We start from the raw sequence: 14,852 nt of genomic DNA, 5'->3' as shown, positions 1-14,852 counted from the left end.
TGAAAGCCACCCGAGTCTGATAGTCCGTGTCAATTACACGAGCGAAGTCTATCGATTCTCTCTACGAGGAATGCAAGGATTTCGACCTTGTGCTCGTGCCGGATGCGCCGATGGCGAGTGCCCTGAACCGGCGTCTTGATCAACCCCACTTCGGTCCGTTCGCGATCACACCACGGCGCCTGGCTGCCCGACGTCGAGAACAGGCCGAGGACCGACTCGCGTTCCTCGAACTCATTCAGACGGCGGATCTCAACTGGAAGGAGGCGTCGCATGCGGTCGGGAACATCCTCCAGTGCTGGGAGTACCAAGGGACGGCTAACGCTGTTCTCGACTACGAGCAGTTCGCGACGACGGCAACGCACACCGCCGTCGACTGTATTGGTGAGATGGATACGACGTCCAAACGCCTCACTGAGTACACTATTGACGCCGATACGTCGGTTGCTGTCGTCGGCTTCAAGCAGCTTACCGAACTCGAACGCTCGATCCTACCCTCAGACTACGAGACGGTCGACCCGTTCACCGAGGAGTCGTTCAATTATCCACCCTTCCGAATTCTCGACTCACCGGCTGCGATCGTCGACGCCGTCCTCCATACGGTCACACCGGAGAACGCCAACGACGTGGCTGTCGTCCTCGATGCAGCCAGTCAGTACTCATCGCTCATCGAGTCGGCGCTGGAAGCTGCAGACATTCCATATTACGGTGGTCCTGGCTTCACCGACAATTCGTCACACCGAGCGTTCCTACAACTTCTCAGACACGCACACGCTGGTCGAGATACTCGTGTGGGTGACGTCAGACCACTACTCGTCCAGCTCGGATTGGTGGTGGATATCGAGCATGACGAGAAACGACTCCGTGATCTCGATGTGCCCGAAATCGAGTGGCTGCTCGAATTCAGCGCAGACATCGAAGCTCATACCCTCGCCTCGGCACTCGACAAGTTCGAGACAGTTACTGGAAGTTCGCTGGACGCCTTCCGCGAGGAACTCGAGCGGCTTGGAATTCAAGACGACATCGTCACCGAGCAGGCGGTCGACCGCCTCGAGTTCTATCTTCAGTCGTACGAGGTCCCCATCGACCGTGAGAACGACGGCGTGCTGCTCGCGGACGCGAAGTCGGCGGCCTACGTCGGCAGACCGGTCGTGTTCTATCTTGGGCTCGATGAAGACTGGACGCACTCTTCGCCGCGCCGCCCCTGGGTCGACCGCGACCAGGAGTACGAGCGAAACATCAGGCAATTCCAGTTATTGCTACAGAACGGCGTCGACCAGTACTACCTTGTTCAAGATACGGCAGGCGGGACGCCTGTCACCCCGTGTCTGTACTTCGAGGAGATCCTCGACGAGGAGTTCGAGCGGTTCAGCGATCTCGACTCGATACAGCACTCTCGAGCTGCCCGAACCACCCACGACGGGTTCGGGAAGGAATCAATCGATGTGGCTGCTGAGAAAGTAACCGCCTTTAGCCAATCGAGTCTCAACACCTACGTCAACTCACCGCGCGACTACTTTTTCAGTCGGCTGCTCGAAACACCGGACAAGGACTACTTCAGAGAAGGAAACCTGTTCCACGACTTCGCTGAGTTCTACGTCACACATCCCGACGTCATCAGGTCTGACGACCTCGACGAAATCGCAGAGGTGATTCTCGACGATGTCGACCCGTTCCTTCGTGGCGTCGACCGTGAGGTCCGACTGACGAAGTACCGAATTGGCCTCCAGACCGTCGTTGAGTTTCTCGATGCCAATCCGCCTGCTGATGGTTCGTTCCTGACGCCAGCGAGTGGCTGGGGGACGAACTTCTTCGCGGAATACTACGACCGACCGGTCGACGCCCCCCACACAGAACGCTGGTTCGAGAACACCGACCTCGGGCTCAAGGGGAAGGTAGACCTCGTATACGGGCCGACCCACCTGCTCGACTACAAGAGCGGGACGAAGAAGTCGGCGACATCGATAGTGAAGCACTCCGCACTCGACCCGCCGAGCGACAAGCCAAACTTCCAGGCGTTGCTATATCTCACACAGCACCGAACGGAGTACCTCGGTGAAGAACTCCAGTTCACCTTCTTCCACTTCCTCGAAACGCTTGACGACGTCGTGACCGGGGATGGGAACCTCGATGACTGCCTGACGACAGTCACGTACCACCCGGTCGCCTTCGAGGAGCACATCGCAAGCCGGAACGTCTTCACCGAACTGCAAGAGGACGCGGCGAGCAACTGCAACAAGACGTTCTCCAAGGCCGAGTATGAGGAGTACCGTGCGGTCCTCGACGCACACGCGTTCCCAGACACGCAGGACAGCGACGAACTCATCGACTCCGGGTTCGGACAGGCGTTGACCGACCGGATGATCGACAGAGTTGGGGACTACAAATACGTCACAAGTGGCTGCAAGCAGGCACTCCGTCATCTCATCCGGATTCGGAATCGGAACTACTTCACCGACGATATCGACGCTTTCGAGGGATTCGTCCAGGAACGCCTCGAAGAGTTGAACGCTCGGCGGGCAGGCGACGAACGCTTCCCGGTCGCAGGACTCACTGAAGAGCCGAACTACCGGTACGTGGACAATCGCGACTGTATCCTCGAGGAGGGAACCCGATGACGACACCGAACGACCAACAGCAAGAGCTCATCGACAGCAAACAGGGCATCCACGTCGTCGACGCCGGGGCGGGGACCGGGAAGACGTTCACCGTTACCCGTCGATACGCAGAAATCGTCGACCAGGACGACGTCGAGCCCGAGGACGTCCTCCTCGTGACGTTCACCAACAACGCGGCGACGGAGATGAGAGAGCGAATCGTCGCCAACTGTGACTACGGGATGCGTGAACTCTCGGACGCGCCGATCCAGACGTTCCACAGCCTCTGTCACGACATCCTCATGGAACACGGCTTCGAGGCCCCGACGCTCCTCGGTATCGACGACCGCATCACTGGATCCACACGCGTCCTCGAAGACGAGAACGTCGAGAAGGCGCAGTTCCGCGAATTCATCCGTCGATTCAGCGACGACCACCCCGAGTACGACGATTTCTTCCGCGCCGTCGCAGAACCAGTCGAACTCCTCGGACTAATCAATCAGCTCGCAGCGAAAGGTGTCTTCCCGACGGCTGATGGCTGGTACCGGAATGGCGAGCGGCATCTGGACGGTGACTTCGAGGCATTTCGCGAGATCTTCGACGAGCTGAACCAGCCCCGAAACGACGGGGACAAGCAGTCCAAGCTTCGCTCGAAACTCGGAGGCTACGGGAACGACAAGTGCTACCTCCCGGACGCGCCCGAGGAAGACGAGATTCGTGGCGGATGGGGTGAGAAGCAAGTTCCCGCTGCCGTCGCACGGCTGGTGTTTGACGAACAGCGAGAGAACCTCAAGAATTTCGTTCACGACGTCTACCACGAGTATCTCGAGTTCGCACTCAGTCGGAACTACCTCAACTTCAGCTTCCTCCAGCTGTTCGCGTTCGTCCTGCTCTGTGACGACCATCGACTCCGCGACGATGTCGCGTTCGAGTACGTGATGATCGACGAGTTTCAGGACTCCAGCGAGATCCAGTTCAAACTCGCACTCCTGCTCGCGGACACAAACAACGTCTGTGTCGTCGGTGACTGGAAACAGAGCATCTACTCCTTCCAGTATGCCGCCGTCGAGAACATCACCGAGTTCGAGTCCCGCCTGGATCGATTCGTCGACGAACTCAACGAGGACCACGAGCGAGTATCGTGGGCGACCCGCTCGATCATCGATATCGAGCTCGATGAGAATTATCGGTCGACACAGGACATTCTCGACTTCTCCGAGCACAGCCTAGTGACGCCCGCGGCGAGCACGGACGACATTGACGAGGCGGCCGTTAGAGATCGAATTGTGTCACTCTCCTCGAACGCATCGCACGAGAACTCTCAGATAGAGGCGATTCAACACGAAGACGAACACGAAGCCGTTCTGACCAAGATTCACGAGATCGTCGGGAACGACGCGTATCAGGTCGAGGAAGACGGGGAACTTCGTCTGCCAGAGCACGGTGACATCGCCGTCCTCACCCGGACTCGTGACTTCGGCCGAGGACTCCTCTCTGTCGCCGAGGAGTACGGCTTGCCGATGGCGTACGAAGGTGGAATCGAGCTATTCCGATCTGACCCGGCGAAGCTTCTCTTGGCGTGGCTGCGAATTCTCGAATCCGACGCAGAGCGAGGATGGGCGGTCGTCCTTGAGGAAGCTGGCTACACGCTCGATGAGGTCAAACACGTCCTCGATAGCGAGGAATATCCCGCCAATATGCAGGCGTTCAAATCAGAGCTTGCGTCACTGGAGACAGTCGGTGGGATTTCACAGCGCGTGTTCTCCCAGTACGATTACGACGGGGCCTACGCCGACGTGTTGTTGACGACGATCCAGTCTGTCCACAGCGCGACGACGTTGACACGAGGTGATCTCATCCGGTTCATCGAACGCGGCATCGAGGACGGAAGCACCCACGAGGTCCACGCGAGCGCCGGTATGAATTCGGTGACGGTCCAGACTATCCACGCAGCCAAGGGACTCGAACATCCCATCGTCGTGCTCGCGAACATGAACTCTCATCGCTTCCCACCGTCAGGCGGGAACAGTAACGCGATCACGTTCGACGATCCGATCGGGCTACGCCAGCGGAAGCTCTACGCCGATGATCACGGGTATCCCCACATCCACGACAACTGGCGGAGTGACGTCCTCCGGAAGTGCCTGCCGCGTGGATACGATGAGGAACGACGCTTGCTCTACGTCGCAATGACGCGGGCTGAGAGCCACCTCGTGTTCGCTGCAGGCGAGTCCCCGAACACGTTCATTGAGGAGCTCCCGGTCGACCTCGAAGAACTAGAGCCCGACGTTCAAGACGACGATATCGACGAGACGACGCAGGCACACTTGCAGATTGCTGTGCCGGCGCCGGATGGTCCAGTCGGTCACTCGCCGCACACGCTCATGCGTGACGATGTGTTCGAGGACGTCGATGACGGGAGAGGGACAGCGTTCGGAACGCGGACTCACGAGTTCGCTGAGCGGTACATCTTGGAAGAGGATGTCGAGCCCTCGAACGACGATGAACGTCACATCAAGTCGTTCATAGACTCGCTCGATGGTGAGTTGCGAGTTGAGGAGGATGCGTATCTGCCACTCACTGTTGACGGTGAGCAGGTCACCATCTCCGGAATCGTTGACCTCGTTCACATCCGTCCCAATACCGTCGGGATCATCGACTTCAAGACCGACCTTAGTCGGCACGCTCAGGGCGAATACCGGAAGCAACTCAGCGTGTACCATCACGTGTTGGATGAGTGGTTCCCTGATAGAGAGGTGACCGCAGAGATCTTCTATACTGCCGAAGGAACCCGCGTTGACGTCGAACCGTTCTCACGAGCAGACCTCGTCGAGATCGTAGCCGAAATCAGTACTAGCGAGTGAACTGAGGCGGTTTGACACTCGTCTGGAGCCATGCGAGCGATTATACGATAGAAGAATCAAGATCAGGTTGATCAATGAGTCTTGACCAAGCGGTTGACGAAGCGCTCGCGACGTACAATATGTCCCGGAGCGAAGAGGCCGAGGAAACGGGCCGAACAGTCGCCACGCTCCAAGATTAACAGAGCCACTCAATCGAGGTTGCGAATCTGTTTCGGTAATTCTGCCTTCGATAGCTCTGGCGTTTCTTTCAGCTCCTGATGGCCTGTGCGTTCGACGGTCTGTTCAACGAGTTCGATCAACCGCGGTAAGATTCGAGTATCGAACTGCGGGGGAAGCGGCATCAATAGACGAAATATAAAGTGTATCGGTTCAGTCTACCAACTTATGACCCTCGTCGCCGACGGAAGTGGTCCTCCCCTCCCGTCGCTATCTCGTCAGCTCTCTCCAGGAGACGTGAATATGGATTTGACCATGTGCGGTCTGCTTGTCGAGCGAGCCGAGGAACTCGCTCGACTCTATGCCGAACACGGGAACTGGAACGATGTCAAAGAGAGATGGTTCGACGAACGACTATCGAACCGAAGCACACGGGGCAGCTCCCAGAAGATCTACCGTGTGCTAACGTCACGTTTCAAAAACGCTCCCACGGACCTCCCGAACCCAAGCGTTCTGCCAACGATATTCGACGAGTGCCAGACAACGCGCGATAAAGCACAGATACTTTACCTCTATCTTGTCGCCGACGACTCGCTTGTTCGGTACGTCGTTCACGAATATATGGCCCGCCTCACAGATGGTAACACAGATTCACTGGACTTCTCGAACGAGACGCTTGTCGATATCCTCACTCACCTCGAGTATTCTGACGGCGGCTCCTTCGACTATGCGGATTCGACGACTGAGCGGTGGTGCGAGGGCTTTCGATCAGTAATGCGTAAAATCGGCGTACTCGACGGGCAGCAATCAGTCGTTGGCACATCTCCGTCAGTGGGTGATACTCCGTTGCTCGTTGCGATGGACTATTCGTACGGAAGCGACGACGAGGACTGGCTCACTTCGCCGCGGGGGCTGCTCTACCTTTTCCAGCCTGCGAACCGCTGGGGGGAACTCTTCGACCGGGTTGCAAGCACCGACGCATGGGAGTACCTCGAACTTCACGGCGACCTCGACGTACGCCCCAGCGATGAGCCGTACTCGTGGGTACACGATGGAGGTGAAAATTAATGGTCGACACGAGCTGGTTCGACGACCTTCCGGAGGATTTCGAGGAGTCCGTCCGTATCGACCGCGACGAGCAAGATCACCGCCAACGGGCGATTCGGTCCTATCATATGACCGCCGACTCCCGCCGATTTATCGAGGACTTCGTCGACCGCATGCTGGGCCAGTCAGACGACATGCGAACGGGATCAAACTACTGGCTCTATGGCTACTACGGAAGTGGGAAGAGCCACCTGCTGACCGTCCTCGATGGGCTGCTGGACACCGACTGGCTCGATGGACAACAGGACGCCGTCTGGTCAGATCTGGTCCAGATCTCCGGGGACAGCGAGTTCGAGCAACTCGGCGACCACTGGCGAACGATTCACGACGAGTACTACGTCATCCCGATCTCGGTCAACCTTCTGAAGTACCAGGGCCAAAAGCAGCGTAGCTTCAGCGAAATTGTTCTCAGACACGCCCATCAGGACGCAGATTTGACCGGCGTCGACGATGGCATCTCCGAAGGGCTGTCATCTCAGCTTGATGTTGCCTACTTCGAGAAGTGGTTTCGGACGACGGATGCATGGTCTGATCGGCAGGCTCGTGCTGAAGCTGCTCTCGATGGCGTGACAACTGAAGCCAGCGACTACGAGTGGCAATCAGACGGCCTCTGGAAAGACATCCAGAAATATGGTGCGTTGGCAGATGTCGTGCTTCCCAAGCTCTTCGAGGAGGTCAACGAGACTCGCGATGGGTATACAGATCTGCAGCCGTCCGACATCGACCCAGAGGAAGTAGTGGGTAGGCTGGAGGAGTTACGAACTGAGCGGGAGGAAGAGCTGGGGAAACCAGTCAAGCTCGTGTTGCTCCTTGATGAGGTGAGTCTCTTCATCGGAACTGACTTCGAGCGACTGACCGAGCTTCAGACACTCGCCGAGAACGTCGACGACATCGGCGATGGCGACATTCAGTTGGTCGCGACTGCACAGGCGAAGATCGAAGACGTTCAACCGAAATTCGCCGCACACGGCGCGGACTTCAGCATCGTCAAGGATCGCTTCCCGCACCGTTACCAGCTTCCGAGTAAGCACGTCGGAGATATCGCCAAGCGGCGACTCTTCGAGAAATCTGAAAAGGGGGATGTAGCCGTTCGAGAGGTACTTGACGAAGCATCGGTGAAGCCGACCGAATCGCTGGTCTACAACGAGATCAAGCAGAACACGAAACCACCGCTCGACAGTATCGACGACGAGGAGCTCGTCGAGTTCTATCCGTTCCTCCCGTACCACGCTCCGCTGTTCCTCGAGATACTGTTCAATCTTCGTCAGGAGGCAAGTGACCCGGCGAAGTCAATTTTCTCGGGCACAGCACGGGCGATTCTCGCGCTCATGCACAACCTCCTCCAGACGTGGGTAGATGAGGGGGAGGCCGACCAGGTCATCACACTCGTGGAGTTCTACGAGTTGGTCAAGCCGGAGCTCCGAGAGATACTCACGCAGGATATGCGAGTCATCGAAGGCTCGGAGGCGAACCGAGGAATCGCAGACGAAGTCGAGGACGGTGATCTTGAGGAGTTCGATCTCGACGTTGCAAAAGCCGTGCTGCTGCTCCAGCACGTCCACGACATCGTCCCGCTCAACGAGGGGAATATTGCGGTTTCAGTGATGTCGGATCTCAACGGACGCTCTTGGATCAGTACGCAGAATCGAGTCGAGGAATCGCTCGGTCGTCTCCAGAAGTTCATCCGACCGATGGCGGACGAGACGGGGGCGCGGTACCGATTTGCGACGCAGGAAGAACGAATTATCTACGACGATACGGAGGCGAACGAAGATGACCCTGATTGGGATGCCGTTCTGCACGCGCTGGACGAGCATCTCTGGGGACGGATTACGCAGGACCTCTCACTCCCGGAGTCGGTTCCGTACGGTGACTCTGGTGACGAGTATCCCGTTATGTATGGGTTCGGCCTCGACGGCACTGGTTTCGAGACCACGGTCGACGTTGAGGGCGGACTCGACGTACCAATCGAAGTGCAAGGTGTTCGTCCCGACCATACTTCAGAGAACAGCGATGAGGAGACGCTCTACTGGTCGATTGACACGGACGGGCTGGATGACCTCCGAAAGCATCTCGTCAAGTGGTGGGCACTCCGTGACGCGATCTCGACACACAACGCACCGACTGCTGTCGAACAAGATCTCGACCGACGAGCCGACGCTGTCCGGAGTAAGCTCGTCAGTGCGATGCAGAGTGGTTCGTACACAGTGAAAGATCGAACAGACATCAGTGGGCTCTCTACGGCCGTCCAGACTGCCGTCGACGTGGGGTATCCCGACGACTTCCACCCGATGATGTTGCAGGTGACCGACGATCGCCTGCAGGAGTTGGTGGAGCTCTCGACAGAGGATCCACTCCCTGCGTGGGCGCACACGATTCAGGTGCCATCGTCTGACCCGTCTGCAAGCCAGGGGAAGAAGTCGATTCAGCGCAACGTGATGTCTCTCACGGGTCGGCAGCTGAAGGACCGTGATGATGGCCTCAACATGAACACAGTTCTCGACGGGATTACCTCGAAGAAGCCGTTCTATGACGAAGCCCGTCCAGCACTCTGTGCGATCATCTGGGGATTCTGTCGGGAGGGCCGGTTAGTCCCAGTCGACGAAGACGGAAACACACTGGAAAACTCGGCTGTCCTCGACCAGGACCACCTCTCGACGACGAGATTGAAACTGCTTCCCCGCGAGCCGATCGGGAAGCTCCTCGAATCGGGGGGTTTCAAGCAGACGACTGAAACCGTCACAGACGGGCTCATCAACCTCCAGGAAGCGAACCAGCAGCTACGGTCCTCGCTTACTGGACTTCAGGAAGACGTCCAGTTGGTTCTGGATACGGACGTTCACTCGGGGGCAGTCTCCGGGCTCCTCGAAGCATTTATCGAGGAACTGACCGACCGAACCTCGACGACCACCGAGCGACTATCCGTTGTGAGATCGCAGGGTAACGGTCTCGCGGATGCAATCGAACAGACGAACGACGTGCAAGAGTGGTTCGATGAAGTGAGTGACGTCTGGAATCGTCGACTCGCGTCACTCTACCGGTTCGACGCGCAACTCACGGCGGGTAACGATCGATTCGAGTGGGTCGACGACGATGCACAATCGGCAGTCACCGCCCAACGCGATGCCCTCAAAAACTTCGATGGGGGGTGGTGGACGACAGATGGCTGGAAGGCGTTAGTCGAAGACACGACCACGGGACTGGGTACAGAGCTTCAGCGCTCCTGGGAGGCGCACCTCGACCAGCAGGAGATCTCCGAGTTCGTCGAGCGGATCGCCGACCACCCGTGGGTGATACCGGCGACGGACCTCCCGACAGGTGTACAGGTGGCGATGGAGCATGAGTATATCACTCCGCTGCGCGAGTTACGGCGGTGGTACGAAACGGTCGATGGAGCGATTGCGTCGCTCTCTTCGGATGACGAAGACGCGCTTCTGTCGGCTGCTGATGACTTCGCTGACGTCGAGCCACTCTCCGAGGCCGTCGACTACGACGTAGAAGAACTGGAGGGGAGACTCGACCGACTCGCCGAAATCGTTGGTGATCGTGGGCCGGACGAGATCGATCAGATCGGCGTGCTTCCTGACGACCGGCAGAACATCGACCGACGGCTGGAACGCCTCGTCGAGAGTAGAGAGTTAGACATCGAAACGACGGACTCGGGGGTGATTATCCGATGACTGACTCGCCGTACCGCGCGTTCAAGGAGAAGCTCTGTACGTTCGCCGACGGCCAGGCCGGCATCCGGAACCCGTTCGTCATCGCTGCTGTCGATCCCGCGGTCGAACACCAAACAGCAGACCGACTCAGTTCCTGGGCGACGGGCGCTGGTGAACTCCCGCCTATCGATGACGGTGTGACTGTCCAGCCGATATGGCTCGACGAACTGCTCCCCCAGACGAAAGTGTACAAGCTCTCGGTCGCGCTCGGCGGTGAGACGAGCCCCGAGCGTATCGAGGGAACGATGCAAGATCGGCTCGCCGAAGAACTCGTCCAGGAGATGATCGAGCAGGAAATCGGCGAGGAAAAGCTGGAGACGCAAAGCCACGTCGTCCTGCTGCTCAATCTCGGCAGCCTCTATCCATTCACGCGTGCCTCGGAACTACTCGATGAACTCGACCGCCGAAACGTCAGGTCGACCATCGGGATTCCGTTCCCTGGCGATGACGTCGGCGGGAAGTTAAGCTTCTTCGACGGAGACTCACGACATTACTACCCGGCGCACCAGATCGACGGTCAGATCCGAGAGGTACATCTCCAACAATGAGTATCCGAAATCTATTCCGTAGCGACCCGACCCGACAGCTCGAAGAAGTCCAGAAGGTCAACGCCCGTGAGCGGGCGGAGACCGACGTTGTCGAGTTCTACGAGACGAAGAGTGCAGAGCGTGTTCTCACCGAACTCGGTGAGGTCACCGAGACGCATCCAGGAGAGGCCGCTCGCTTCCTCTATCTCCACGCGACGTTCGGGTCCGGGAAGACGCACTTGCTGAAGCTCATCGGCCTCGTCGCCGACAGCGAATCCGAGTTCGCCCACTTGGGTACCGAACTCGCCGAGCAGTGGCCTGGGTTCGACAACTTGGCCCAATCGATCGACGCCTCACACGTCGAACGTCTCAAGCCGGTCTTCTTGAACCTCCTTGACCGCGACGCCTCGAAGGAACCGCCGCTTCCGTTCCTCATCTTCGAGGCGATTGGTCGCGAGCTGGGGTATCCGACCGACCCCAACTGGCTGCTCGAGTGGGCCTGGACCGTCGACATGGAGTACGAGGGCGTCTGGGACGCACTCCGAACCACAGCGTACGACGGGCAGTCGTTCGACGACGTCCTCGAAGAGCGAGCCTCGCTGCGCCGGTGGCTCTACGAGGCGCTCCCCGCGCTGGCGGAGACGACGGGAACCGAACTTGACAGCCGCGAGGGCGTGAAAGCGTCTATCGAGCGAGCCGAAGAGGAGGTCGATCCCGGATCGTTCGACCCCGATGAGTTGGTCGAACGCGTCGAGACTGTCACCGAGTCCCTGAATGAGAAAGGACCGAACACCGAACTCCTGCTGGGGCTCGACGAGGTTGCGCTGTTCGTCGGTGACAGTCGGCATCGGTATCGCGAGTTCGAGGAGACGATGGAAGCGCTCCAGCACGGTCCAAACCCAGTCGTCGTGACGACCGGACAGTACTCACTTCCTGCGACGAGAGAGAGCCTTATCGGAAAGCCTTCCGAGGATCACTGGACACACCAGCAGGTGCCGCTCGAAGGCGCTGACACGGAGATTATCGTCCGGAAACGCTGGCTGCAGAAGGATTCTGCGGGTAGTTCACGGGTGTCCTCACTCCTCTCGTCGATGCCCGACCTCTCGCTGGAGACGTATTCACCAGTCGGGAGTGCCGACCCCGACCCGGTCGAGTCATACCCGTTCCGCGAGTACGACTTGACCCTGTTGCGGACGGTGATGCAGGAGCTGATTACCCAGGGTCGGGCGACCGACCGAGATTACATACAGGGACGAGCACTGCTCGTGCTGGTCCGGTCGTTGTTCACTAAATTCGGCTGGGCGTCGGCGGAGGAAGGCGACCTCGTCACGTGGGACGAGCTGTTCGACCTGCTCGTCGAGGAGACGACCTACGTGCCGCTGTGGGTTCAGGAGATGCTCGACAACACGCTGATTCCGACCTTCGACGGCAACGAAGATGCGTGGGAAGTGCGCGTGTCGAAAGCGCTGTACCTGTTGAACCAGACGCCGGCAGTTCCAGCGACGCCCGAGAATCTGGGACGGCTGATGCTCGACGACGTGAACGCGTCGGTCGACGAGGCCGTTGCGGACGTTCAGTCGGCGCTCAACACGCTCGTCGACAAGCGAAAGGTGCTCACGGAGACCAACGACCAGGGCGACGAAGTGTACACGCTGGTCTCTGAAGAGCAAGAGAGCATCCTCACTCGGGCGCAGACGAAAGCCGAGCAGATCTCCCCGCACCAGCTCTCTGCGTGGCTGGAGACGCGGCTCCGCGAGAACGACGACTTCTTCCGGAGCGACAGCAGTCTGCACGAGGCCGACGTGGGCGACGAGCGGCTCGTTCCGCTCCGCTATGAGTACTCGACTCTTGATTCGGTTGACCGAGCACCCACGACCGAGTACGATGCAATCCGAATTCGCGTTCTTGCTGACGACCCGGACACCGTCCCCGACCAGGTGGAGACGTGGCAGGACGTGAACGATGGGCGTGACGGCGGTGAACATATCCTCATCGCGATCGACGTCCCCGAGACGACGCTCGACAGGATCCGCAACGTCATCGGGATGGGACAGGTGCTGGAAGCGGAGACAGAGAGCCACGATGAACTCGAACGGGAACAACGGACGGATAAACGCCGTCTGGAGTCGTCGGTAAGCGACCTCCTCAAGAATGCAGCCGTCCACACGGTCCACGACTACCGCGGTGAGCGACCGAGCGTCCTCGAGGACGTCGTCGAAGACCAGGTCCAGGCCGTCTTCGGTTCGACGCGGAAGGTACTCTCGCGACCGCTCGTCGAAGTCGACGACGCGAAGGGGCTGGCGAAATTCTTCCGGGGAAGTGGTGACTGGCCGCTTGCAGACAGTGACGCAGTGATGCTGGGTGTGGATACGTCGAGCACAGAGATTGCGGACACTGGGTGGTGTCGAGCGTTCATCGACACGTACGAGTCACAGACCGCAGTGGACGTCGAGACGCTGCTCCAGCAGACACGAACGGCAAATGGGGACTACCGAGGCACCCCGCAAGAATCGATCGCGGCGTTGCTCATCACGCTCGCGACGTCCAACGAGAAGGTTGCGCTCAAGCAGGATACCGACTACGTGACCGACCCGACGGCAATCGGTCGGCACGTACGGACGAAGGGAGGCCTCACGTCGCTGCAGGTTCGGTTCGGCGTCGATACAGTCAACCCCAAAGAGATTCGAAAGGTCGTGTCGACGGTCCTTGGCCACGATCCCGACGGTAGCGACCCTGACGCGTGGGTGGCCGAGCTTGCCTCGTGGGTCGAGAACAACAGCGTGCTGGTCAAGCGGACGTTCAAGGGCGTCTCCCGAGAGTTCGACGTCTCCCTGGACGCGCTGGAGGGCGTACTGGAACCGGCGTACAGCGGCGGTGACACCACCACATCGGAGCTGGTGGAGGACAGCGTCCAGTCCGAAGCGGAGACGTTCGCAGATGCACGCAAACTCTTTGCTGTCGACGGGGGAGCGAAGGCGCTCTGGGAACAGTTCACCGATACCCTCGATCTGCTGGAGGAACTCTACCCCAGTGCGACCATTACCTCACGGATGCAGACGACCGCGGAGAGTGGATCCGTACCGACAAAGACGACAGTGAGCTCACGGCTGGCGGATGCGACTGGACACCGCGTCGACGAACTCACGTCGCAGTACCGTCGGGTGACCGGAGAGAGGTGTGACGTCTCTGACCCCGAGGAAATCTGTGTGGTGCTGACCGAATGGATCCGCGAGAACGAGTCGGTGGTACAGGCTCTACTCGACGATGCCACCGCCACGTTCGACGGCATCTCGTTAGATGATCTCGAAGCGGTGTTCGAGATGGCGTGGAACGACGGCGAGATCGGTGAGGGTGAACTCGTTGCCGCCGCCGTGCGTCAGCAGGCCGAAGCGTACGAGAAGGTTCGAGACCTCCTTGGGGGCGAGAAAAACCCGTGGGAGCAGTTGCAGTCGGCATACGACGGTCTCCAGGCAGAGCAACCGGACTCACCGACGACGGAATCAGTTGAGACTGTGCTCGGCTCGTCGCGGCTCCCGTCGATTCAGCGTGTTCGGCAGCTGATCGAGGAAGCGAAGAATCCGAAACTGCCGGGGGCCGACGACGACGCGTGGGCAGAACTACAGCGCGTTGCCGAAGAGCTCAGGCGGGAGCTTCCGAACGCCGACGTTACCGATGACGTGACGGCGGCAGTCGACGCAGACGACCGGCCCACCGACGAGCGAGCGACAGAGCTTCTTGGCGAAGCAGAGAAACTGCTGAGTAGGATTCGTGCAGTCAGAGACGCTCTGGACGACGTTGACGAGGGAAGTATCGTGTTGATCGAGGAGTAGACAACACGAGTGGAGTGTGCTCCTGTGATTTATTGGACGTGTTCCAAGACCTGGC

General features: G+C 59.0%; 6 protein-coding genes. All 6 read left to right on the top strand.

Going from position 1 to position 14,852, the window contains the following annotated elements; translation table 11 throughout:
• Positions 1 to 26 precede the first annotated feature (26 nt).
• The 6 genes from HLAC_RS15670 to HLAC_RS15645 all read left to right on the top strand — a co-directional run bounded on the left by HLAC_RS15670 (position 27) and on the right by HLAC_RS15645 (position 14,797).
• Positions 27 to 2,615 carry a PD-(D/E)XK nuclease family protein gene (locus tag HLAC_RS15670; RefSeq protein ID WP_014053204.1) on the top strand — a complete coding sequence of 863 codons (2,589 nt, stop codon included), beginning with the start codon at positions 27 to 29 and terminating at the stop codon, positions 2,613 to 2,615.
• Positions 2,612 to 5,458, top strand: a complete 2,847-nt coding sequence (locus tag HLAC_RS15665) for a UvrD-helicase domain-containing protein (protein ID WP_014053205.1) — start codon at positions 2,612 to 2,614, stop codon at positions 5,456 to 5,458. The genes HLAC_RS15670 and HLAC_RS15665 overlap by 4 nt, the downstream gene beginning before the upstream one ends.
• Before the next feature lie 384 nt (positions 5,459 to 5,842).
• Positions 5,843 to 6,682 carry a BrxA family protein gene (locus tag HLAC_RS15660; protein ID WP_014053207.1) on the top strand — a complete coding sequence of 280 codons (840 nt, stop codon included), beginning with the start codon at positions 5,843 to 5,845 and terminating at the stop codon, positions 6,680 to 6,682.
• Positions 6,682 to 10,401 carry a hypothetical protein gene (locus tag HLAC_RS15655; RefSeq protein WP_015911588.1) on the top strand — a complete coding sequence of 1,240 codons (3,720 nt, stop codon included), beginning with the start codon at positions 6,682 to 6,684 and terminating at the stop codon, positions 10,399 to 10,401. Before HLAC_RS15660 ends, HLAC_RS15655 begins: the two co-directional genes overlap by 1 nt.
• Positions 10,398 to 10,988 carry a BREX protein BrxB domain-containing protein gene (locus HLAC_RS15650; protein ID WP_015911587.1) on the top strand — a complete coding sequence of 197 codons (591 nt, stop codon included), beginning with the start codon at positions 10,398 to 10,400 and terminating at the stop codon, positions 10,986 to 10,988. Before HLAC_RS15655 ends, HLAC_RS15650 begins: the two co-directional genes overlap by 4 nt.
• On the top strand, positions 10,985 to 14,797 hold the full coding sequence (locus HLAC_RS15645; protein ID WP_015911586.1) for a hypothetical protein: 3,813 nt from the start codon (positions 10,985 to 10,987) through the stop codon (positions 14,795 to 14,797). Before HLAC_RS15650 ends, HLAC_RS15645 begins: the two co-directional genes overlap by 4 nt.
• The last annotated feature ends 55 nt before the right edge of the window (positions 14,798 to 14,852 follow it).

Origin of the sequence: Halorubrum lacusprofundi ATCC 49239, assembly GCF_000022205.1 — an archaeon.
GTDB lineage: Archaea > Halobacteriota > Halobacteria > Halobacteriales > Haloferacaceae > Halorubrum > Halorubrum lacusprofundi.
The sequence above is the reverse complement of the archived record's forward strand: the minus strand, read 5'-3'. Positions and strand labels throughout refer to the sequence as shown.